The 22,244-nt window shown below is 69.3% G+C and carries 21 protein-coding genes; 9 read left to right on the forward strand and 12 right to left on the reverse strand.

The genetic code is table 11. From position 1 onward, the window contains the following. Positions 1–9: 9 nt before the first annotated feature. The 4 genes from thrC to P6F26_RS09055 all read left to right on the forward strand — a co-directional run bounded on the left by thrC (position 10) and on the right by P6F26_RS09055 (position 4,762). Positions 10–1,407, forward strand: coding sequence for a threonine synthase (gene thrC / locus P6F26_RS09040; protein WP_278028348.1), 1,398 nt, complete (start codon positions 10–12; stop codon positions 1,405–1,407). Next, positions 1,404–2,666, forward strand: a complete 1,263-nt coding sequence (locus P6F26_RS09045) for a M16 family metallopeptidase (protein WP_278028349.1) — start codon at positions 1,404–1,406, stop codon at positions 2,664–2,666. The genes thrC and P6F26_RS09045 overlap by 4 nt, the downstream gene beginning before the upstream one ends. Next, positions 2,666–3,250: a GNAT family N-acetyltransferase gene (locus P6F26_RS09050; RefSeq protein WP_278028350.1), complete on the forward strand. Its 585-nt coding sequence runs from the start codon at positions 2,666–2,668 to the stop codon at positions 3,248–3,250. Before P6F26_RS09045 ends, P6F26_RS09050 begins: the two co-directional genes overlap by 1 nt. A gap of 111 nt (positions 3,251–3,361) precedes the next feature. Further along, positions 3,362–4,762 carry an FAD-binding oxidoreductase gene (locus P6F26_RS09055; protein ID WP_278028351.1) on the forward strand — a complete coding sequence of 467 codons (1,401 nt, stop codon included), beginning with the start codon at positions 3,362–3,364 and terminating at the stop codon, positions 4,760–4,762. Here the strand turns inward: P6F26_RS09055 and P6F26_RS09060 are convergent. From P6F26_RS09060 to P6F26_RS09085, 6 genes are all read right to left on the reverse strand, one after another. Next, positions 4,759–5,571: an alpha/beta hydrolase gene (locus P6F26_RS09060; RefSeq protein WP_278028352.1), complete on the reverse strand. Its 813-nt coding sequence runs from the start codon at positions 5,569–5,571 to the stop codon at positions 4,759–4,761. The genes P6F26_RS09055 and P6F26_RS09060 overlap by 4 nt on opposite strands. Beyond that, positions 5,568–7,523: a 3-hydroxyacyl-CoA dehydrogenase NAD-binding domain-containing protein gene (locus P6F26_RS09065; protein ID WP_278028353.1), complete on the reverse strand. Its 1,956-nt coding sequence runs from the start codon at positions 7,521–7,523 to the stop codon at positions 5,568–5,570. Before P6F26_RS09065 ends, P6F26_RS09060 begins: the two co-directional genes overlap by 4 nt. 10 nt (positions 7,524–7,533) lie before the next feature. After that, positions 7,534–9,255: a methionine--tRNA ligase gene (metG, locus tag P6F26_RS09070; RefSeq protein ID WP_278028354.1), complete on the reverse strand. Its 1,722-nt coding sequence runs from the start codon at positions 9,253–9,255 to the stop codon at positions 7,534–7,536. Positions 9,256–9,341: 86 nt separating this feature from the next. Beyond that, positions 9,342–10,088, reverse strand: coding sequence for an SDR family NAD(P)-dependent oxidoreductase (locus tag P6F26_RS09075; RefSeq protein WP_278028355.1), 747 nt, complete (start codon positions 10,086–10,088; stop codon positions 9,342–9,344). Positions 10,089–10,185: 97 nt separating this feature from the next. Then, on the reverse strand, positions 10,186–11,406 hold the full coding sequence (locus P6F26_RS09080) for an MFS transporter (protein ID WP_278028356.1): 1,221 nt from the start codon (positions 11,404–11,406) through the stop codon (positions 10,186–10,188). 219 nt (positions 11,407–11,625) lie between these two features. Further along, the gene (locus P6F26_RS09085; RefSeq protein ID WP_278028357.1) at positions 11,626–12,255 is read right to left on the reverse strand and encodes an ImuA family protein; all 630 of its coding nucleotides are present in this window, start codon (positions 12,253–12,255) and stop codon (positions 11,626–11,628) included. 104 nt (positions 12,256–12,359) lie between these two features. On the opposite strand from P6F26_RS09085, the gene P6F26_RS09090 reads away from it, so the two are divergent. Together P6F26_RS09090 and P6F26_RS09095 are read left to right on the forward strand one after the other, a co-directional pair. Next, complete coding sequence (locus P6F26_RS09090; RefSeq protein ID WP_278028358.1) at positions 12,360–13,406, forward strand: aldo/keto reductase; 1,047 nt, start codon at positions 12,360–12,362, stop codon at positions 13,404–13,406. 228 nt (positions 13,407–13,634) lie between these two features. Beyond that, the gene (locus tag P6F26_RS09095; protein WP_278028359.1) at positions 13,635–14,264 is read left to right on the forward strand and encodes an SGNH/GDSL hydrolase family protein; all 630 of its coding nucleotides are present in this window, start codon (positions 13,635–13,637) and stop codon (positions 14,262–14,264) included. A gap of 3 nt (positions 14,265–14,267) precedes the next feature. On the opposite strand, the gene P6F26_RS09100 is transcribed toward P6F26_RS09095, so the two are convergent. Next, positions 14,268–15,128, reverse strand: coding sequence for a helix-turn-helix domain-containing protein (locus tag P6F26_RS09100; protein WP_278028360.1), 861 nt, complete (start codon positions 15,126–15,128; stop codon positions 14,268–14,270). Positions 15,129–15,333: 205 nt separating this feature from the next. On the opposite strand from P6F26_RS09100, the gene P6F26_RS09105 reads away from it, so the two are divergent. Together P6F26_RS09105 and P6F26_RS09110 are read left to right on the forward strand one after the other, a co-directional pair. Then, positions 15,334–16,215, forward strand: a complete 882-nt coding sequence (locus tag P6F26_RS09105; protein ID WP_278028361.1) for a fatty acid desaturase — start codon at positions 15,334–15,336, stop codon at positions 16,213–16,215. Between the two features lie 50 nt (positions 16,216–16,265). Next, a complete protein-coding gene (locus tag P6F26_RS09110; RefSeq protein WP_278028362.1) occupies positions 16,266–17,192 on the forward strand; it encodes an EamA family transporter in 927 nt (308 codons plus the stop codon). 17 nt (positions 17,193–17,209) lie between these two features. Here P6F26_RS09110 and P6F26_RS09115 read toward each other — a convergent pair whose 3' ends face one another. The 4 genes from P6F26_RS09115 to P6F26_RS09130 form a co-directional block, all read right to left on the reverse strand. Next, positions 17,210–18,238, reverse strand: coding sequence for a GGDEF domain-containing protein (locus P6F26_RS09115; RefSeq protein WP_278028385.1), 1,029 nt, complete (start codon positions 18,236–18,238; stop codon positions 17,210–17,212). 2 nt (positions 18,239–18,240) lie between these two features. Continuing rightward, on the reverse strand, positions 18,241–18,819 hold the full coding sequence (locus P6F26_RS09120) for a heme NO-binding domain-containing protein (protein ID WP_278028363.1): 579 nt from the start codon (positions 18,817–18,819) through the stop codon (positions 18,241–18,243). Positions 18,820–18,931: 112 nt separating this feature from the next. Then, the gene (locus tag P6F26_RS09125) at positions 18,932–20,491 is read right to left on the reverse strand and encodes a trimethylamine methyltransferase family protein (RefSeq protein ID WP_278028364.1); all 1,560 of its coding nucleotides are present in this window, start codon (positions 20,489–20,491) and stop codon (positions 18,932–18,934) included. A 110-nt stretch (positions 20,492–20,601) separates the two neighbouring features. After that, complete coding sequence (locus P6F26_RS09130; protein WP_278028365.1) at positions 20,602–21,339, reverse strand: HAD family hydrolase; 738 nt, start codon at positions 21,337–21,339, stop codon at positions 20,602–20,604. Between the two features lie 87 nt (positions 21,340–21,426). Between P6F26_RS09130 and P6F26_RS09135 the strand changes: the two genes are divergently transcribed. Next, the gene (locus tag P6F26_RS09135) at positions 21,427–21,867 is read left to right on the forward strand and encodes a MarR family winged helix-turn-helix transcriptional regulator (RefSeq protein WP_278028366.1); all 441 of its coding nucleotides are present in this window, start codon (positions 21,427–21,429) and stop codon (positions 21,865–21,867) included. Between the two features lie 43 nt (positions 21,868–21,910). Here P6F26_RS09135 and P6F26_RS09140 read toward each other — a convergent pair whose 3' ends face one another. Next, positions 21,911–22,189, reverse strand: a complete 279-nt coding sequence (locus P6F26_RS09140; RefSeq protein WP_278028367.1) for a DUF3572 domain-containing protein — start codon at positions 22,187–22,189, stop codon at positions 21,911–21,913. Between the last annotated feature and the right edge of the window lie 55 nt (positions 22,190–22,244).

Consider the following 22,244-nt stretch of genomic DNA (forward strand, 5'->3'; position numbering starts at 1 on the left):
AGGAATTCCATGCGTTACGTGTCCACGCGGGGGCAGGCCCCGGAGCTGACATTCGAGGAAGCGATGCTGACGGGCCTTGCCCGTGACGGCGGCCTCTACGTGCCGGCGGAGATCCCGCGCATGTCCACGGGCGACATCGCGGCGCTTGCGGGACTTTCCTACGAGGAGGCCGCGTTCCGCGTCATGCGCCCCTTCATCGGCGACGCCTTCGCCGACGACGAGCTTGCGGGCGCGATCGCGCGGGCCTACGCGGGGTTCGGCCACGAGGCGCGGGCGCCGCTGAAGCAGCTGCAGCCGAACCATTTCCTGCTCGAGCTGTTTCACGGACCCACGCTGGCCTTCAAGGATTTCGCGATGCAGCTGATCGGCCAGCTTTTCGAGCTGGCGCTGAAGCGCCGCGGCGAGCGCGTCACGATCGTGGGCGCGACCAGCGGGGATACCGGAAGCGCCGCGATGGAGGCGTTTCGCGGCCTCGATGCGGTGTCGATCTTCATCCTGTTCCCCCACGGCCGCGTGTCCGACGTGCAGCGCCGGCAGATGACCACCGTGACCGAGGGCAACGCCCATGCCCTCGCGCTGAGCGGGAACTTCGACGACTGCCAGGCGCGCGTGAAGGACATGTTCAACGACTTCGCCTTCCGCGATCGCGTGCGGCTGGCGGGCGTGAACTCGATCAACTGGGCGCGCGTGCTTGCGCAGGTGGTCTACTACTTCACCGCCGCCGTCAGCCTCGGCGCGCCGCATCGCCCCGTGAGCTTTTGCGTGCCCACCGGCAATTTCGGCGACGTCTTCGCGGGCCTGATCGCCAAGCGCATGGGCCTGCCGATCGAGAAGCTGATCGTGGCCACGAACCAGAACGACATCCTGCATCGGGCGCTGTCGTCGGGCGACTACGTGCCCGACGGCGTGACGCCCTCGATCAGCCCGTCCATGGACATCGAGGTCTCGTCGAACTTCGAACGCGCGCTCTTCGACGCCTACGGGCGCGACGGGCGGGCGGTGGCGCAGCTGATGGACGAACTGAAGGCCGGCGGCTTCCGCATCAGCCAGGGCGCGCTCCAGACGCTGCGCGAGGACTTCGCCTCGGGTCGCGCATCGGAGGCGGAGACATCCGCCATGATCGCCCGCGCGATGGCGGACATGGGCGAGCTTCTGTGCCCCCATTCCGCGGTTGGCGTCCACGTCGCGCAGTCCTTCGCGGGCAGCACGCCGCTCGTGACGCTGGCCACGGCCCATCCCGCCAAGTTTCCCGACGCCGTCGAGGCGGCCACGGGCCTGCGCCCGCCGCTGCCGGCGCGCATGGGCGATCTTTTCGAACGGCCCGAGCGCGTGGCGCGCGTCGACAACGATCTTGCCGCGATCGAGGCCGCGATCGAGGCGAAGGCTGCGGAGAGCGTCCACGCATGAGTGTCGAGCTGCATACTCTTTCCAATGGCCTGCGCATCGTGGTCGAACCCATGCCGGGCCTGCAATCGGCGTCCGTCGGCCTCTGGGTCGGCGCGGGCGGGCGGCACGAGCGCGCCGAGCAGAACGGCATCGCCCATTTCCTCGAGCACATGGCCTTCAAGGGCACGGCACGGCGCAGCGCGCTGCAGATCGCCGAGGAGATCGAGGACGTGGGCGGCTACATCAACGCCTACACCTCGCGCGAGGTCACGGCCTACTACGCCCGCGTCCTGAAGGAGGACGTGGCGCTCGCCGTCGACCTGATCTCGGACATCGTCCTGAACCCCGCCTTCGAGCCGGCCGAGATCGAGGTCGAGCGCGGCGTCATCCTGCAGGAGATCGGGCAGGCCGCCGACACGCCCGACGACATCATCTTCGACTGGCTCCAGGAAGAGGCCTATCCCGAGCAGCCGCTGGGGCGAACGATCCTCGGGCCGGCCGAGCGCGTGCGCGGCTTCGGGCGCGGCGACTTCGACCGTTTCGTGGCCGAGCATTATGGCCCCGGACAGCTGATCCTGTCGGCGGCCGGCGCCGTGGACCCCGCCGAGATCCTGCGCCTCGCCGAAAGGGCCTTCGGGCATCTGCCACCCAGCGCCCCCGCGACGGCCGAGCCCGGTCGCTTCGCCGGTGGCGAGAAGCGGGTGGTCAAGGACCTCGAACAGGCGCATTTCACGCTGGGTCTCGAGACGCCCGGCTACCGGTCGGACGACATCCACACTGCGCAGATCTACGCCATCGCCCTCGGCGGCGGCATGTCCTCGCGGCTGTTCCAGGAACTCCGCGAGCGGCGCGGCCTGTGCTACACGATCTACGCGCAGGTCGGAGCGTTTGACGATACCGGTCTGCTCACGATCTACGCCGGCACCTCGGGCGAGCAGGTCGGCGACCTCGTGAACCTGACGCTCGACGAGATCCGGCGCTCGACCGAGGACATGAGCGCGGCCGAACTCGACCGCGCGCGGGCGCAGATGAAGGCTGGCCTTCTGATGGGGCTGGAAAGCCCCTCGGCGCGGGCCGAGCGCAACGCGCGGCTCGTCGCGATCTGGAACCGGGTGCCTCCGCTCGAGGAAACCGTGGCGCGCATCGACGCGGTCACGCTGCAGACCCTGAGCGATCACGCGATCGCCCTCGCCTCCTCGGGACAGGCGGCGATGGCGCTCTACGGGCCGGTCTCCGGTGCCCCGGACCTCGGCCGGGTGAGGGAGCGTCTGGCCGCCTGATGCTGAGCCGTAAGCGGCATCTGAGGATCGAGACCGAGCGGCTCACTCTGCGGCTGCCGCGGCATGTCGATTTCCGCCCGTGGGTCGCGCTGCGCGGCGCGAGCCGGGATTTCCTCAGCCCCTGGGAACCGTCCTGGGCGCCCGACCACCTCACGCGCAAGGCGTTCACCAACCGCGTCTACTGGGCGCAGCGCGCGATCGGCCAGGGCTCTGCGGTGCCGCTCTTCATCCACCATCGCGACGACGACCTGCTGCTCGGCGCCATCACGCTCGACAACATCCGCCGCGGCCCCGCGCAGGCCGGAACGCTCGGCTACTGGATCGGCGAGGCCCATGCGCGCCAGGGCTACATGCGCGAAGCGATCGAGGCGGTCGTGCACCATGCGTTCCGCACCCTCGACCTCAGCCGCCTCGAGGCCGCGTGCCTGCCCGAAAACGTTGCCTCGCGCGGCGTTCTGGAGAAATCGGGCTTCAAATATGAAGGCGTCGCGCAGAGCTATCTCCAGATCGACGGCCGCTGGCGCAACCATGTCCTCTACGCCAACCTGCGCTCGGACCGGCGCGGGCGCACGGATGCCGGGTGATGCCCGCCCCCGCTTCATCCTTGCCTGAAAACTCCGGGGGAAGGCGCCGGCAGGCGCCGCGGGGGCGGAGCCCCCGTGTCAAGGATCGCAAATCGCGCTAGACCGGGTCCCATGAGCGACATTCTTCCAGCACTCGAGGCCGCCGGCCTTCCGCCCGCGGCCCTTCGCCCGCCCGAGCCGCGCTATCTCGAGGAGCCGCGCGGCCGCTGGCAGGGCCGCGCCGCCGCCGTCGTCGCGCCTGCCTCCACCGAGGAGGTCGCGGCCACGATCCGCGCCTGCGCCGCGACCGGCACGCCCGTCATCCCCTATGGCGGGGGGACCGGCCTCGTCGGCGGGCAGCTTGCGGGTGACGGCCCGCTTCCGGTGATCCTGTCGCTCGAGCGGATGCGCGCGATCCGCGCGATGGACGCCGAGGCGGGCACAATGACCGTCGAGGCCGGGGCCATCCTCGCCGATGTCCATGCCGCCGCCGAGGCCGAAGGGCTGATCTTCCCGCTGACGCTCGCCTCGCAGGGCTCGGCGCGGATCGGCGGGCTGCTCGCCACCAACGCGGGGGGCGTGAACGTGCTGCGGTATGGCAACGCCCGCGACCTCTGCCACGGGATCGAGGCGGTGCTGCCCGACGGGTCGGTCATGCGCACGCTTTCCGGCCTGCGCAAGAACAACATGGGCTACGACCTGAGGCATCTGCTGATCGGCGCCGAGGGGACGCTCGGCGTCATCACGGCCGCCACGCTGCGCCTGTTCCCGAAGCCCGCGGCGACCGGGGCGGCGCTCATGGTGGTTCCCGACCCCGCGGCCGCGCTTTCGCTTCTGCGCCTCGCGCGGGCGCGTATCGGCGAGGGGATTTCTGCCTTCGAGATCATGCACCGCACCGGCTACGACTTCCTGCGCGAGGTCGGCCCCGAGATCAGGCACCCCTTCGAGGCGCCGCCGGACTGGAGCGTCCTGATCGATCTCGGCCTGTCGGAGGGCCAGGCCCCCGAGGCCGCCCTCGAGGCGCTGTTCGCCGAGGGGTTCGAGATGGGCCTCGTGACCGACGGCCTCGTGGCGCAGTCCGAGGCGCAGCGCGGCGAGTTCTGGACCCTGCGCGAGACGATCCCGCTGGCCAACCGCCGCATCGGGGCGATCTCCTCGCATGACATCTCGGTTCCGGTCGCCGCGATCCCGGGCTTCATCGCCGAGGCGCCGAGGCGGCTCGCGCAGATCGGCGCGTTCCGGATCAACTGCTTCGGTCATCTCGGGGACGGCAACCTGCATTACAACGTCTTCCCCGCGCCGGGCCGCACGCCCGCCGACCACGAGGCGGATCGTGCCGCGATCAAGCGCTGCGTCCACGACCTCGTCCACGAGCTTGGCGGATCGGTCTCGGCCGAGCACGGGATCGGGCGGCTCAAGGTCGACGACCTCGAGCGTTATGGCGACCCTACGAAGCTCGCGGCGATGCGCGCGATCAAGGCCGCGCTCGATCCCCGCGGCATCATGAACCCCGGCGCCGTCCTGCGCCCCTAGCCCAGAAGTGCCGCGACAAGGTCGCTTGCCGGGTCGGCCAGCGCTTCGATGATCGAGAAGTGGTCCTCGCCGGGGAGGTAGGCGTCGGCCACGTCTCCGCCCTTCAGGCTCCATGCCTCGGCGATGGCCCGCGTCTGGCGCAGAAGCTCGGGCCGCTCGGCCGCGCCGACCTGGAAGCGCAGGGCAAGGTCCGAGCGCGGCGTCAGAAGGGCCGGGCTCTCGGCGCGGGCCTCCGCTTCGGTGAGGTGCAGGACCTCGTTCATCTTCGACATCAGAAGCGGGCGGAGGTCGTGGATGCCGCTGATCGACAGGATGGCGACCAGCCGCGCGGCCACGTCCTGCGACAAGGGCCCTTCCACGCAGGCCATTCTCGACACGAGATGCCCGCCGGCCGAGTGTCCGGCCAGCCTGATCGGCCCCGCGACCCGCCGCGCCGCCGCTGCGATGCCGGCCGCGATGTCGGCCGTGATCTCCGCGATGCGCGCGTCCGGGGCGAGGCGGTAGCCCGGCAGCGCCACGGCCCAGCCGCGCGCCCGGGCCCCTTCCGCGAGATGCGAGAAGTCCGAGCGATCCATCTGCTGCCAGTAGCCGCCATGAACGAAGACGACGAGCCCTTCGGGCGTGCCGCCCGGATGAAAGAGGTCGAAGGCCTGCCGCTCGTGCGGTCCGTAGGGCAGCCCCTGTTCCTCCAGCCCCTTCGCGGCCAGCGCGGCCCGGTATTCGGAGGCCCGCCGCGCCCAGAGCGCGGGCAGCTCCGCGCTTCCCGGAACGTAGCTCGAGTTGTCGAAGGCGTCGGTCCAGTCGATCATTTCCGCCCCTCCATGAACATCGGCCCGCCGCGCCAGCGCGGGAAGCCGTAGCCGTTGATCATCACGACGTCGATCGCCTCGGGGCCCGCCGCGATGCCCTCGGCCAGCAGCCGCCCGCCTTCGTCCTGCATTGCGCCGAGGATGCGCTCCATGATCCGCGCGTCGTCGAAATCCTGTCGCGCGATCCCCTTGCGCGCGGCTTCGGCCTCGATCAGGGCCGTGATCCAGGGATCGGCGCGGCCCTCGGGATCGTCGGCGTAGTCATACCAGCCCTTGCCGGTCTTCCGCCCCAGCCGCCCGGCCTCGCAGATGCGATCGGCGATGGCGACATAGCGCTCGGCGGGGTCGCGCGTCGCGGCCTGCCGCTTGCGCATCGCCCAGCCGATATCGAGCCCGGCAAGGTCGGCCATCTGGAACACGCCTATCGGAAAGCCGAAATTCCGCATCGCCGCGTCGATCCCCTGCGGCAGGGCGCCCTCTTCCAGCATGCAGTCCGCCTCGCGCCGGTAGGCCGACATGACCCGGTTGCCGATGAAGCCGTCGCAGACGCCCGCGGGCACCGTGACCTTCCGCAGCCGCCTGCCAAGTGCGAGGCCGGTCGCGAGCGTCTCGGGCGCCGCGTCGCGGGTCACGACCAGCTCCAGAAGTTTCATCACATGCGCGGGCGAGAAGAAGTGGAGGCCGATCACGCGCGAGGGGTCGCGCGTTCCCGCCGCGATCTCGTCGATATCGAGATAGGAGGTGTTTGAGGCCAGCACGGCATCCGCTCGCGCCACACGGTCCAGTTCGGCGAAGACCGCGCGCTTGACGTCCATGTCCTCGAACACGGCCTCGACGATCAGGTCGCACTCCGCAAGCGCCCCGAGCTCGGCGCTCGCGCAGAGGGCGGTCCCGGCGGCCCTGCGCGCATCTTCGGAAAGCAGGCCGCGCCGGGCGCTTTCATCGAGGATTGCGAGCGTGCGCGCGCGTCCCGCCGCGGCTGCCGCCTCATCGCGCTCGGTCATCGCCACGGACAGTCCCGCAAGCAGGCAGGCGGCCGCGATGCCCGCGCCCATGGTCCCGCCGCCGACGACGCCGATGCGGGCAAGCGGGCGAGGCCGCGCTTCCGTCGCGCGGTCGATTTTCGAAACGGAGCGTTCCGCGAAGAAGACATGGCGCAGCGCCGCGGATTGTTCGCTGTCGCGCAGCCTGACAAAGGCCTCCCGCTCGGCGGCGAAGGCGGCCTCGGCGTCGAGGGCGAGCGCGCGCTCGACCGCCTCGATCGCGGCGACGGGCGACAGCTGCCCGCGGGCCTTCCTGCGAATGGCGGCCTTCCGGGCCTCGAAGTCCCGCGCGTCTGCGGGCGGGATCGCCGCGCGGCGCATCAGCGGGACGGGCATGGCCGCCTCGGCCGCCTCCAGCGCGAAGGCGCGCGCGGCCTCGGCCATCCCGCCGCCCGCGATCCGGTCGACAAGGCCCATCCCGGCGGCCGCGGGCGCATCGACGGGTCTTCCGCCCGCGATCATCTCCAGCGCGCGGTCCGCCGCCACGACGCGGGGCAGAAGGACGGTTCCGCCCGCGCCCGGAATGATGCCGAGGTTCACCTCCGGCAGGCCCAGTTTCGCGTCCGGCGCGGCGATGCGGTGCGAGCATCCAAGCGCCACCTCGAGCCCGCCGCCAAGCGCCACGCCCTCGATCGCGGCGATCCACGGCTTGCGCACGGCGTCGAGCATCCGCACCACTTCCGGCAGCGACGGTTCCTGCGGCGGATGCCCGAATTCGCGGATGTCGGCGCCCGCGATGAAGCTTCCGCCGGCGCCCGTCACCACGACCGCGCGCACGGCCGGCTCGTCCTCGAGCCTTGCGATCGCTGTGGCCAGTCCCGCCCTCATGGCATGGGACAGCGCGTTGACCGGAGGGTTCGACAGGGTGACGGTCGCGATCCCGTCCGCGATCCCGACCGTCACGCTCATGGGCGCGGCCTCACGTCCGGACGCCGGCGAACCGCCGCGCCCAACCCTCGCGCTCCTCGTCCTGGATCTTGGCGAAAAGGACGTCGGGCACCGTGAAGGCCTGGCCGCCGGGCAGGGCGGTCAGCGCCGACTGCGCGCTGTCGGGCCAGGACAGATCGACCGCCATCGCCTCGGCCATCGTGGCGGCCGCGTCGGGGATGAACGGCGCCGAGAGCCCGGCATAGAACGGGATCAGGTTCAACGCGAAGCGCGTGATGGCGGCGGCGCGTTCGGGGTCGGTCTTGAAGGCCGTCCACGGGGCGGCCTCCTGCAGATACTCGTTGCCCGCGACCCAGATGGCCCGCAGTTCGGCCGCGGCCTTGCGGATCTCGATGGCGTCCATGTGGCGCTGGTAGCGGGCCAGCCGCTCTTCCAGCTCGGCGATCACGGCCTCTTCCATCGGACCGAGGTCGCCGCCGTCGGGCACGACCTCGCCGAATTTCGAGCGGCAGAACTTGGTTATGCGGCTGACGAAGTTTCCAAGGACGTCCGCGAGGTCCTTGTTCACGTCCTGCTGGAAGGCCTCCCAGGTGAACTCGCTGTCCGAGGTTTCGGGCGCGTGGGACAGAAGCCACCAGCGCCAGTAGTCGGACGGCAGGATCTCCAGCGCCTGGTCCATGAAGACGCCGCGCCCCTGGCTGGTGGAGAACTGGCCGCCGTCATAGTTCAGGTAGTTGAAGGACTTGATGTAATCGACAAGCTTCCACGGCTCGCCCGAGCCGAGGATCGTCGCGGGGAAGGACAGCGTGTGGAACGGCACGTTATCCTTGCCCATGAACTGGACGTAGCGCACGTCGTCCGCGCCCTTGTCGGTGCGCCACCAGCGTTCCCAGCCCTTTTCCGATCCGGGGGCCTTGCCCGCGTCCACCCATTCGGCGGCGCAGGCGATGTATTCGATCGGCGCGTCGAACCAGACGTAGAAGACCTTGCCCTCCATGCCCGGCCAGTCCTCGTCGCCCTTCCTGACCGGGATGCCCCAGTCGAGGTCGCGGGTGATGCCCCGGTCGCGCAGCCCGTCGCCGTCGTCGAGCCACTTCTTCGCGATGGAGGTGGTCAGGACCGGCCAGTCGGTCTTGCTGTCGATCCACGCGCGCAGCTCGTCGCGCATGGCGGACTGGCGCAGGTAGAGGTGCTTGGTCTCGCGCACCTCGAGGTCGGTCGAACCCGAGATCGCCGAACGCGGCTCGATCAGGTCGGTGGGGTCGAGCTGCTTGGTGCAGTTCTCGCACTGGTCGCCGCGCGCCTTGTCGTAGCCGCAGTTGGGGCAGGTGCCCTCGATATAGCGGTCGGGCAGGAAGCGGCCGTCGGCCTTCGAGTAGACCTGCCTTTCGGTCACTTCCTCGATCAGGCCCGCCTCGGCGAGCCGGCCCGCGAAATGCTGCGTCAGCCTGTGGTTCTCGGGGCTGGAGGAGCGCCCGAAATGGTCGAAGGACAGACGGAAGCCGCGCCCAAGCTCGTCTTGCACGGCCCACATTTCGGCGCAGTAGTCCTCGACCGGCTTGCCGGCCTTGGCCGCCGCCAGTTCGGCGGGGGTCCCGTGCTCGTCGGTGGCGCAGAGGAACAGCACCTCGTTGCCCCGCGCGCGCATGTAACGGGCGTAGAGGTCGGCGGGCAGCTGGCTGCCCACGAGGTTGCCGAGGTGCTTGATCCCGTTGATGTAGGGGATCGCCGACGTGATGAGGATGCGCGCCATCTGAAGTCTCCGCCCCCGCCTGCGGGGTTTGCGTGTCTGGCGCCCCGTTTAGCGCCGCTCGCAGGCGGAGGCCAGAGGCCCCGAGGTCATTGCGCGGTGTAGCCCCCGTCCACGAGGTGGTAGGAGCCCGTGATGAAGCTTGCCCGGTCCGACAGCAGGTAGACCACCAGCGACGCGACCTCCGCGGGGTCGCCCATCCGGCCGAGCGCATGCAGACCCGCGAGGGCGTCCTGGGTCTCCGCATCGAGGTTTGCGTCGATCAGAGGCGTGTGGATGAAGCCCGGACCGACCGCGTTGACGCGGATGCCGTCGCTCGCGTGCTCCAGCGCCGCGGTCTTCGTCAGCCCCAGAAGCGCGTGTTTCGCCGCGACGTAGGCGACCGCGTTCGCGAAGCCGACGGCGCCGAGGATCGAGGAGATGTTCACGATCGCGCCGCCGCCCGTCTTCGTCATCTGCGGTATCGCGTGGCGCATCCCGTAGAAGACGCCGTGCAGGTTCACGTTCATCACCGCATGCCATCCGTCGATGGGATAGTCGCCCGTGCGCTCCATCGGCCCGCCGATCCCGGCATTGTTCACCAGCATGTCGAGACGGCCGGTCCGCTCCGTCGCGAAGGCGATCATCGCCTCCACCTCGTCGGGCTTCGCGACATCGGCCGTCGTGGCGAGCGCGCCGTGCCCTATCCGCTCCGCCGCATCGGCGGTCTTCTTGCCGTCGAGGTCCGCGGCGATCACCGTTGCGCCGCTCGCGGCAAGTTCCCCGGCGATCGCCAGCCCGATGCCCGAGGCTGCTCCGGTGACGATGGCGGTCTTGCCGTCGAAACGCAGGTCCATGTCGAATGCCCTCCTATCCCGCTTCGGACGCTCCGCGCGGCCGAGCCTACGCCTTCGGGACGTGCCGGGCCTTGCCGCGGATCAAGGGCGTGCCGGTTCAGTCCCGCTCGCCGCGCCGGAAGATGCGCCCGACGAGGAACGATGTGCGGGGGATCCAGACGTAGGGCGCCTTGGCCCCGGCAGGCGCGCGCCTGCGCATCCTGACGATGCCGAAAACCAGAAGGCCAACATGCGCGAGCGCGATGAACCAGAACAGCGCGCCGGGCCCGTAGGCCGCGATCAGGGCCGAGGTGGTAAGCGGCGCGACGATGGCGCCGAGCGCGTAGAAGAACATGAGCGCGGCCGACAATTCGACGCGCTGGCCGTCCTCGGCCCAGTCATGGGCGTGGGCGGCCGAGATCGAGTAGATCGGAAAGGAGGTCGCCCCGAAGATCAGCGCCGAGGCGAAGACCGCGGCGGTGCCCATCTGCGCGCTTGCCAGCGTCACCCCGCAGGCCGCGATGGAGGCGGCGGAGAACCAGATCAGGACCGTGCGCCTTTCGTGGCGGTCGGCAAGCCACCCCGCCGGCCATTGCGCAAGCGCGCCGCCGAGGACGAATGCCGCGAGGAACAGCGCGATCTGGTCGGCCGCCAGCCCGACCTGCGTGCCGTAGAGCGGGCCGATCATCCGGAACGAGGCGCCGGACACGCCCGCCACCACCACGCCCGCCACCGCCAGCGGCGACAGCGCCCATGCGAGGCCGGGCCTCAGCCGGGGGGCGGCGCCCGTCTCGGGCTGCTTCAGCCGCGTCAGCGTCAGCGGCAGAAGCGCGGCGCAGCAGAACAGCGTCAGGAGATTGTAGGAGACGTAGGAGGCCGGGGCGAGGACCCCGATCAGGAGTTGCGCGGCCAGCGACCCGCCGGTGTCCACCATCCGGTAGACGCCCATCGCGCGGCCCCGCGTCGCGTTCGTGACCTTGGCCTGGAGCCATGCCTCGATCACCGTGTAGCAGCCCGCGATGCACAGCCCCGAGGCCACCCGCATCAGGGCCCATGCGTATGCGTCGATCACCAGCATGTGCGCGAGCAGCCCGATCGCGCCCATGGCCGTGAAGGCCGCGAAGGCGCGCGAATGGCCGACCGAGCCCATCAGGCGCGGCGCCCACCAGCAGCCGATGAAGAAGCCCAGGAAATGCGCCGAGCCCAGAAGGCCGATCTGCCCCGTGGAGAAGCCAAGCTCGGTGCCCGACAGCACGTCGAGCGGGCCGACCCCGCCCGACGAGAGCTGCAGCAGGATGACCGACATGAAGAGGGCGGCGAAGGAGACCAGGAGGCGCATGGTGCAGTGGATGGGGGCAGGGGATGGGGGGGGCAGTGGATGGGGGCAGGTGTGCAGGGGGACCGAACAGGATTCCGGGCAGGCTCGACCAAAGCCTGCGCCGCGCCCCGGCGCCAGTCCCTTTGTGCCCGCAGGCCTTCGTTTCGTGCCCTTCGCGGCCGCAGGGCTGCGCGCGGGCTCGACGATCGGTCGCTGACACCCCTTTGGGCGCGGTCGCCGTCAGGCGGGGGCGAGGTCGCTCTCGGCCCGGCCCGCGATCTCGGGCGCGCCCGAGAGCCCCCGGCGCACCCGCCATGCGCCCGGCGGCGCCTCCCGCGCCCTGAGCCGGGCCAGTCTCCAGCCAGCCTCGTCGGGGCCGTCATGCGCCGGATCGAGGCGCCAGCGCGTCTCGACCCCCGGCGCCCCGCCATCGCCGGGCGTCAGCACAAGCGCCAGCGGCGCGCGTCCCGTCCGTTCCGCCCCGGCCTCGGCGGCGAGATGCAGCCGCCGCACCGGCGTCAGGCCCGGAGGGTCGGGCAGTTCCGCCACCACCAGCGGCACGATGCCCGCCCGCAGCGCCTCTTCCATGGACCATAGCAGGTCCTCCGGCCGCACCGGTTCCACGAAGACCAGCCTGCCCGGATCCACCTCGTCCCTGACGCCGGCCATGTGCAGCCGGTCGGGATGCCATGCGGGACGGATCCACATCACCGGCCCCGCGGTTGCCTGCATCAGCCACAGCGCCAGACGCCGCCGCGCAGGGCCGCACAGCTCGTGCGCGCGTCCCGCCGCCAGCCCGAAGCGGCCCAGAAGCGGCACGCCGGGCCGGTCGTTGCGGTGCGAGGCGCGGGTGATGCGGGTCGGATCCATGTCGCCAATCATAGATGTTCATCAAATGTTCTCAAGTGTCGTCTTGCCCTCGGCCACGGTCCGCCTAAGGTCCGGCCCGACGCAAGAAGAACAGGGACAGATCCATGCGCCGCATTCCGCTCGGCTCCACCGACGAGACCATCACCGATTACTGCCTCGGCACGATGACCTGGGGCAACCAGACCCCGCTTGAGGACGCACACCGGCAGATGGACATGGCGCTCGATGCCGGCATCGACATCGTGGACACCGCCGAGATGTATCCGGTGAACCCCGTCACCGCCGAGACGGTAGGCCGGACCGAGGAGATCCTCGGCGCTTGGAACGCGAAAAATCCTTCCCGGCGTAACAGTTACAAGCTCGCCACGAAGATCACCGGCAAGAACGCGGCGTTCGTGCGGACGGGGCAGGACATCACGGCTGCGACCTTCGCCGAGGCGCTCGACGCCTCGCTCGCGCGGCTGCAGACCGACCATGTCGAGATCTACCAGCTGCATTGGCCGAACCGGGGCAGCTACCATTTCCGCCAGAATTGGGACTACGACCCCTCCGCACAGGACAAGGCGGCCACGATCGGGAACATGATCGAGGTCCTCGGCGCGGCCGAGGACGCCCGGAAGGCGGGCAAGATCGGCCATTTCGCCCTGTCCAACGAAAGCGCGTGGGGCACGGCGCAATGGCTGCGGCTGTCGGACGAGCTGGGCCTGCCGCGGGTCCAGACGATCCAGAACGAATATTCCCTGCTCTGCCGGCTCTATGATACCGACATGGGCGAGCTTGCCGTCAACGAGCAGGTGACGCTTCTCGCCTATTCGCCGCTCGCCGCAGGACTTCTGACGGGCAAGTATCAGGGCGGCGCGATCCCGGCGGGCAGCCGGCGCGACGGCAACGCGACGCTGGGCGGCCGCGTCACCGACCGCGCCTTCGAGGCGGTCGATGCCTATGCCGCGATCGCCGCCCGACACGGCGTCGACCTTGTCCACATGGCGCTGGCCTTCACGGTGCAGCGCCCGTTCCCCGTCTCGACGATCTTCGGCGCGACGACGTCGGGGCAATTGGCGCACATCCTCGACGGGTTGGACGTGACGCTCTCGGACGAGGTCCTTGCCGACATATCCGCGGCGCACCGGGCCATGCCGATGCCCTACTAGCCTGCTGGGGATAGTTCAGGGGATGGATTGCGAGGAGATCGCAAATAATCAACCCTGAAGCGGTTTCTAGAGGGTCGCGACCCGTTTCGAGATTGAAAATGGAAAGTGGTTTGTGTCCCTCATGGCGTCTGCCGCGGTGGTTTACCGCTGGAAAACCCCGCTCTGCGCTTCGATCGGGCTTGACCGGCCGCGCCATGCGCCGCGAGATGCCGCTCGAGGAGACACGCGATGCCGACCATTCTGTGCTACGGGGACAGCAACACCCACGGGACCACCCCGATGAGGGAGCTCGGGCAGTTCGGACGGCACCCAAGGGGCGTACGCTGGCCCGACGTCATGTCCGCAGCCCTGGGCCCGGATCATGACGTGATTTCAGAGGGTTTGCCCGGACGGACGACGGTTCACGACGACCCTGTCGAGGGCGGAAGGCGCTCGGGCATCGAGGTGCTGTCCGCGATCCTGCCCAGTCATGCACCGATAGACCTCATGTTGCTGATGCTGGGGACGAACGACCTCAAGCCCCGGTTCGCCGTGACCGCCTTCGAGATCGCGCGGAGCGTTGAGCGACTGGCCGTGGAGGCGCGCACTTGCCTTCCCGGACTGGACATCCTGATGATTGCGCCGGCGCCCGTCGTCGAGGCGGGCTGCCTCAAGGACATCTTTGAGGGCGCTGAAACCAAACAGGAAAACCTATCCGAACATATCCGCGAAGCCGCGATCCGGCAGGGCTGTGGATTTCTCGACGCAGGGATCCACGTGACCGTTTCGCCGGTGGACGGCGTCCACTGGGACGCCGAAAGCCACGCGAATTTCGGCGCGGCGGCGGCGCGGGCGGTGATGGCCCATCTGTCGCGCTAGGCGTCAGACGGCCTGACGCAAGGTCTCGACGTGCTGCACGAAGCTGCGGTCGCTGACCACCGCCTCCCGCACCAGCCAGTCGAAATGGCGGCTCATCGTGCGCACGCGCTCGCGGTCCCGGAAGGTGACATAGTGGTGCCCGACATAGATCACCGCAAGGCGCGGACCGAACACAGTCAGCGGCGCGGAATAGACGATGCGCGCGTCGAACAGGAATACCCTCAGGGTGGGATAGAGCTGCTCGTAGACGGTGATCAGCCAGTCGAGCTGCTCGCGCCGGTTCACGGGGTCGAGGCCGGCGTAATACCCTGTTCCGAAAGCGAAACTTTCCAGCTCGTGCATGGGGACGGCGATCTCGTAATCACTCGTTGTTCCGCGCATCCACTCGAGCCGCGCATGGGCCGCCGCGATCGCCTGTCCGGGCGTCTTCACCGTCTCTGGTGCGTATTCCCAGCGCATGAGGCCATCGGTCTTGAGCACATCGGGAAGCGTCGCGGGAACGTGGCGGATCTTGTAGCCGGCCGCCTCCTCGTGCCAGGCGAAGATCTGGTCGTCGGTCCCTGTCGCGCGGCCGGTCTCCGAGATCGACAGCGACGTGGCCAGAAGGTCGCCCACCTGCTCAGGCTGGTCGGACAGGCCAAGCAGCCAGTCGGCCGACACGCCGAGCGTCGTTGCCAGCCCGGCGACGACATGCCCGCCCGGCATCCGGACCTCTTTTCCGGACAACATCTGCGTCACGGTCGAGCGGTCGACGCCAACCGCGCGGGCCAGCCCTGCGCGGCTGATGCCCGCGGCCTGCATCGCGGCCTCCAAGCGGTCCCGGAACAGTTGAGTTCTATCTCGTTTGTCGATCAAATCCATCATGGTTGATTTTTATCACCATTGTTGATTTATCTGAAGAGAAAACCCCCACTCCACCGGAAATGCAAGTCTTCTTACGGTCGGCACGGCGGACGGAATTTCTACGGCCGCCCGCTCGTGAACGCCCGAAGGCAAGACGCGCCCCACCGGAAGGCAGGCCGGCGTCCTGCGCGCGGGCGAAAAAAGCGAAGAAACGGAAGGGAATGGGATGCGGATCGAATGGCCGACGCTGGCGCTCGTCGTGGCGTGCTACACAGTCTGGGCGGGCGCTATCTTCTGGCTTCCGGGCCTTTCTGTGGCGCTGGCCGTCGTGCTGGCGGCCCTTGCGATCGCGCTGCAGTCCTCGCTCCAGCACGAGGTCATGCACGGCCATCCGTTCAACGAGCGGCGTTTCGGCGAATGTCTTGTCTTCGGGTCGCTCAACCTCGTGATCCCCTATCTCCGTTTCCGCGACACCCACCTCGCGCACCACATGGACGCGACGCTGACCGATCCCTACGAGGATCCGGAATCGAATTATCTCGATCCCGTGGTCTGGGCGCGTCTGTCCCCGTTCCGGCGCGCCGTGCTGGAGGTCAACAACACGCTTCTCGGTCGGATGGTCCTTGGTCCGCTGGTGGGGCAGGTCGCCTTCATGGCGGGCGACTGGCGGCTGATCCGGTCGGGCGACCGGCGCGTTCTGGCGGGCTGGCTGTGGCACTTGCCGCCCACCGCCGCGATCGTGACGCTTGTCGCCGCCTCGCCGATGCCGGGCTGGGCCTACTTCGGCGCGTGCTACGCGGGCCTGTCCATCCTCAAGATCCGGACCTTCCTCGAGCATCAGGCGCATCACCGCGCCCGCGCGCGCACCGTAATCATAGAGGATCGCGGGCTTCTCGCGTTTCTGTTTCTGAACAACAACCTGCACGTCGTTCATCACATGCACCCGAAACTTCCGTGGTACCGGCTGCCGCGGATCTACTTCAACAACCGCGAGACCTATCTTCGCCGCAACGACGCCTATCGCTACGCCAGCTACGGCGAGGTCTTCCGCCGACACCTGCTGCGTGCGAAGGATCCGGTTCCCCATCCGCATTATCCGCGGTCATAGCGGGCATTTCGCGCTTGTGCGGCCCGGGGGCGCGGTCAATCTAGCGGCCCATGCCGTTCTGGATCCTCGCCACCGTCTTCGCCGCCTTCATGCAGAACCTGCGGTTCCTGCTGCAGCGCCATCTCAAGGTCACGACGCTGTCGACCATGGGTGCGACATGGGCGCGTTTCGCCTATTCCATGCCGATGGTGGCCGTGGCGCTCGCGCTCATGCTCGGGATCGGCGGGCAGAAGCTTCCCGCGCCGACGCCCGCGTTCTGGGCGTTCGTCGTGACCGGCGGCCTTGCGCAGATGCTGGCGACGGCCTGCGTCGTGGCGCTGTTCGCGCGGCGGACCTTCGCGGTCGGGATCACCCTCAAGAAGACCGAGGTGATGCTGGCCGCCCTCGTCGGGTTGGTCGTGCTCGGCGAGGCGGTGTCTCTTCCCGTGCTCGCCGCGATCGCCCTCGGTTTCGTGGGCGTGGCCCTTTTGTCCGACCCGCCCCCGCGCGAGATCGTCCTGCCGTGGCGGGACCGTCTGTTCAACGCGGCCTCGGGCTACGGGCTGGCCTCCGGCGTCCTCTTCGGCGTCTCGGCTGTGTGCTATCGCGGCGCGACGCTGGAACTGTCGGGCGGTGACGAGATCCTGCGCGCGGCCACCGCCCTTCTTGCCGCGACCTTCGTGCAGACGCTGAGCCTCGGGGCCTGGCTTCACCTGCGCGAGCGGGGACAGATCGGGCGCGTCCTTGCGGCGTGGCGGGTCGCGCTGCCGATGGGGCTGACGTCGATGCTGGGCTCGCTCGGCTGGTTCACCGCCTTCGCGCTGCAGACGGCGGCCCATGTGAAGGCGCTGGGCCAGATCGAGCTTGTCTTCACCTTCCTCTTTTCCGTCTTCTGGCTGCGAGAACGCTCCAGCAGGAAGGAGGTCGCGGGCATCGCGCTGGTGGTGCTTTCCGTGCTCCTCATCCTCGCCACGAGCTTGCGCGGGCCGGGGTCCTGAACGTGGCGCCGGGCCGGCTAGGTGCCGCGCGCCTGCAGCCGCGGTTCGGGGCGGGCAGGGCGGTGCAGGACGTATCTGCCACGGCCCGCCCTTTTCGCACGATAGAGCGCGGCGTCGGTGTCGGCCAGCAGGCGGTCGGCGCTTGGCCTCGTGCCGTAGGCGGCGGTCGTGGCGATCCCGATTGAGGCCGAGACGCCGAAGCGCCTCCCTTCCTGCGCGAGGGGATGTTCGATGCGCCGGATCAGGCGGTCCGCCACCGCACCGAGCGCCTCGCGGTCCGTGGTGTCGCGCAGGAGCACGAGAAACTCGTCGCCTCCCATTCGCGCCGCCATGTCGCAGCCCCGGATCTCGGCCGCGAGGATCGCCGCGACGGCCTCGAGGACCCGGTCGCCAGCCGCATGGCCGTGCGTGTCGTTGACCTGCTTGAAATGGTCGAGGTCGATCTGCACGAGGGTCAGGCATTCGGCCGGATCCTGCAGGAGGCGCGCCAGCTCGCGATCCATGGCGCGGCGGTTCGCAAGCCCTGTCAGCGGATCGGTCAGCGCCTGCCGCTCGGCGGCAGCGCGCGCCGCGGAAAGCCGCTCGGTCAGTTGCCGGGACAGCCGGCCGATGGCCGCGTTTGCCTCTTGCAGATACAGAAGCTCGACCGTCTGGTCGCAGGGCGAGAAATCCGACATCGTGAGGCCGAAGCGGGTCACGGCGCGCTGGAAACAGAGGCCGAGGGATATATCGAGCAGGACGTCCCCGCACCCCCGCCGGCCAGCGACGACGCCGCGCAGGGGCAGGTCGGGCGCCGCGCGAAGCGCCAGCGTCAGACGCTGTCCGTCCAGCGCCATCAGGTCCGCCACGGTTTCGGCCACGGGCGCGCGGATCTCGATCACGTCGAAAAGCGCGCGTCCGGCCTGCGATTGACCGCCGCACATCTTGGCAAGGGTGGGTGCGACGTGACGCACGATGCCGTTCGCGCCGAAGCGCAGGTGCATCGGCAGAAGCCGGTCGAGCACGGGATCGTCTGACCCCGGCGTCCCCTCGCCCCCTGCCGCCATGCTCACGCCCCGGCCTGTCCCAGGCTGAAGCTGCGCCCCTCGCTGAACGCCGTGTCGAAGACCTGGACGAGCAGCCGTTCCTCCCCGTCTGCGATCCCGCCCAGCCGCAGGAACACGAGCGCGCCATAGTCGTCGGCCATCGCCCGAAGCGCGCCGGACAATAGGGGCGCGATCCCCGGCAGGGGCCAGCGGGCGCCCACGACACAATCGCCCGTATCCGTCTGCCAAAGACGTATTTCGGGCAGCTCGAGTTCCGGTATGGCCATGCGGGCGCGATCGGGCATCTCTTCCAGCGATTGCAGGAATTCGACGAAGGTCGCCCCGCCGAACCGCAGAAGGCGGCGCAGCGGCTCGAGGTCGGGATGGATCACGATATGCGTTCCGATATCCTCCAACAGCGTGTTGGGATGCTTTTCAAGGACCTGCAGCGCGGCCTCGAAACAGGCCAGCGTCAGGGCGTCGTCGTAGCGTTCCATCGCCTCGAACCCGTCCGCGGGAAGTCGGGCGATGTCCTGCACCTCCCGCCAGACGGCGGGTCCGTAATTCGCGAGGAGAAAGCCCTGGAGGGCGCAGTTGATCATTCCGTGCATTCGGCGTCTGGCCCCAGTCAGGACGGGGGCGATCCCCCGACCGGTGCGTGCAGACTAGGGTGCAGGCATGAAGAAAGGGTTGCTCGGGCGTCTCGCTCCGGGATCAGAAATCCGTTGGCGCGCCGCCCTCGCGCTTGCGGCGTGCCACGAAGTCGGCCAGCTCGTCGCGGATGGCTGCATCCATCGGCGGCGGTTCGAACTCCGCGAGGATGGATTTGTAGAGCCTGTTGGCGCGCTCGGCCGTCCAGATCCCGCCGTCGATGCGCCATGCCTCGTAGTTGCGCCAATCCGCCAGGAAGGGCTGGTAGAAGGCCGTCGTGTAGCGCTCCTGCGTGTGGTCGCAGCCGAAGAAATGCCCCCCCGCGCCGACCTGCGCGATCGCCTCGACGGCAATGTCGTCGTCGCCGGTGGCGGTCAGGGCGGGCTCGAAATAGCGCTGTATCTGCTGGATCAGCTCGCAATCCATTACGAATTTCTCGGGGCTCGCGATCAGACCTCCCTCCAGCCAACCGGCGGCATGGTAGATCATGTTGGCGCCCGATTGCACCGCCGACCACAGCGAATTGGCCGTCTCCCACATCGCCTGCCCGTCAGGCACGTTGGCCGCGCAGACGCCCGAGGCGCGCATCGGCAGCCCGTAGAAGCGCGCCATCTGCCCTGTCATCTGCGTCGCACGCATGTATTCCGGCGTCCCGAAGGCGGGGGCGCCCGATTTCATGTCGACATTTGAGGTGAAGGTGCCGATCGCGACGGGACAGCCGGGCGCGATCCATTGCAGCAGCGCGATGGCGGACAGGCCCTCGGCGAGGCTGAGGGCGACGGCGCCTGCAAGCGTCACCGGCGCCATCGCGCCCGCCAGCGTGAAGGGCGTGACCACGACCGGCTGGCCGCGCCGCGCCAGCCGCATCGCCCCGTCCAGCATCGGCCAGTCGTGCTTCAGCGGCGAGACCGAGTTGATGTTGGTGTACATCTTCGGGCTGGCCTCGAACTCCTCATGGGTCCAGCCGCCCGAGATGCGCACCATCTCCATGACGTCGTCCACCCGCTCGGAACCGAGCGAATAGGCGTGCGCGACCTTGTCGGTCAGCGTCAGCTTCTCGAAGAGGCAGTCAAGGTGGCGGACCGACGGGTGCACGTCGATGGGCTCCACCGGGTAGCCGCCGGCGAAGTGGATGCAGTTGAAATACTGCGTCAGCTTGATGAATTCGCGGTAGGTCTCGAAATCGCCCGGCCGCTTTCCGCGGTCGAGGTCCCACGCGTTCGGCGGCGACGAGACGTTGCCGAACACCATGTGGCGCCCGCCGATGGTTATGGCGCGCTCGGCGTTGCGCGGGGTCAGCGTGAAGGACGCGGGCGCGCGGGCGACCATCTCCTCGACGAAGGCCGGGTCGAAGCGCACGGTCTCGCCCTCGATGCTGCACCCGGCCTCCCGAAGGTGGCGCAGGGCCTCGGGGTTGAGGAATTCGATCCCGATCTCCGAAAGGATGCGCATCGCTCCGCGATGCAGCGCCGCGATCCCGTCCGCGTCCAGCGGCTCGGTCGGGCGGTCGGGGTTCACCGGCAGGCGCCATGGCGACTGCGCGATGGCCGCGGCGCCCGCCCGGTCGGCATGTCCGCGCCGCCCGCCCGCGCGCCGTCGTCGCGTCATGGCTGCGTCGTTCATGTCGGCCTCCCGGTGGTGTGCGCCCTCAGGCCACTACATCACAGGCCGGGCGCGCCACCTTTGCCGTTCAGCGACACGGCGTGTCGTTTTTCCCCGCGAAAGCGGCGCGATCAGCGCGGCTCGGCGGGGGCGCCGAGGCGGCCCGCCCCTGCGCGGTCGGCCTCCAGCCAGTCGGGCAGGTGGCCGATGTGGGGCAGGACGGCATCGGCATGGGGCGCGAGGTCGTCCTCGGTCGCGACGCCGCTCAGGACGCCCATCACCCGCATTCCCGCGGCCCGCCCGGCATGGAGGTCGTGCAGGCTGTCGCCCACCATCAGGACTGCCGCGGGGTCGAGGCCCATGCCCGCCGCGAAGGCCAGGCACATGCCGGGGCCGGGTTTCGCGCCGTGCCCGGTGTCGCAGCCGGCGACGTAATCGAAGGCCGCAGCGATCCCGGCGGCCTGAAGATGGGCGGTGGCCTCGGCCGCGGTGGCGTTGGTGGCGACGCCAAGCTTCAGGCCCGCCGCGCGCAGCCGCGCCAGGAGCGGCGCGAGCGGGGTCGAGGGCACCATCGGCGCGGCCGCGGCCCCCGCGTTGACGCGCAGCGCAAGCTCGTCCGCAGGCAGTCCTGGCAGCAGCGGGGCGACCGCGGCGCAGACATCCTCGAAGGTTCCGGCGATGACGGGGCTCGACGGCAGGAAGCGCCGCCGCGCGAGGTCGAAGCCGAAGGCCTCGGCCAGCGCCGCTCCGGTCGCGGGCGATCCCCCCGACAGGTCCTCTATCAGGCCGTGCGTCCAGGCCGCCCAGCTCGCCTCGAAATCGAACAGGGTTCCATCCTTGTCGAACAGGATTGCTGAAATTTCAGGCATGTGGACCTCGGGGCGTACAGCACGGGCACGTGATCGGGCATGTTATCGCGTGACTTTGTCCCGGGCGCGCCATATATGACCCGCAAGATGGATGGGACAAACACAAAATTCGGCCTGCAGGACAGCATCGGCCATCACATCACGCGCACCGCACGACTGGTCGAGCGGCGGGCTGAAACATCGCTTCGCCACTATGGCCTGACGCGGGTCGGGTGGTGCATCCTGCTGGCGGTCGAGGAGGAGGGTCTCAAGAATCCCTCCGAGATTGCTCATTTCATCGGCATCGACCGCACCGCCACGTCACGCGCGCTGCGCCAGCTCGAGAACGAGGGCCTCATCGCCCGCGAGATGGGCAGGGAGGACCGGCGCACGACGGAGGTGTCCCTGACCCCCGAAGGTCGGTCGCGCATGTACGACGCCATGCCCCACTGCGTCGAGAACATGGCACATTTCAACGCCAAGCTCACCGCGGCCGAGGCCGCCGAGCTCAAGCGCCTGATGACGCTTCTGGGCGCGGACGAGGACTGAACGGCGCGCGGGTCCGTCGCGGCCCGCATGTGACCCGGCCCCGTCAAGTCCAGTTGGGCAGGTTTCCCCCCGGCAGCATCCGGCGCACGGCGGCAAGATCGTCGGGGCGCATGTCCAGCGCCTCGGCGCAGGCGATCACCCAGGCGTCGTCCATCAGCACGAAATCCAGCACGCTCGCGAGGAAATCGGGGTCCCCGGCCCGGTCGCGCACATCCTGCGGCGTCACGCCGGTCGAGCTGAGGAAGACCGGCGCGAGGTCTTCCTGTCCGGCAAGCCATCCCAGCACCTTCAAGGCGCCGGTCTCGGCAACTTCCTGCTTCATGCCAAATGCTCCAATCCACGCTAAATGGTTTGTTAACCATTTCCCCGGAAAAGGG

This window comes from Roseicyclus salinarum (assembly GCF_029624655.1).
In the GTDB taxonomy this organism is placed as follows: domain Bacteria; phylum Pseudomonadota; class Alphaproteobacteria; order Rhodobacterales; family Rhodobacteraceae; genus Roseibacterium; species Roseibacterium salinarum.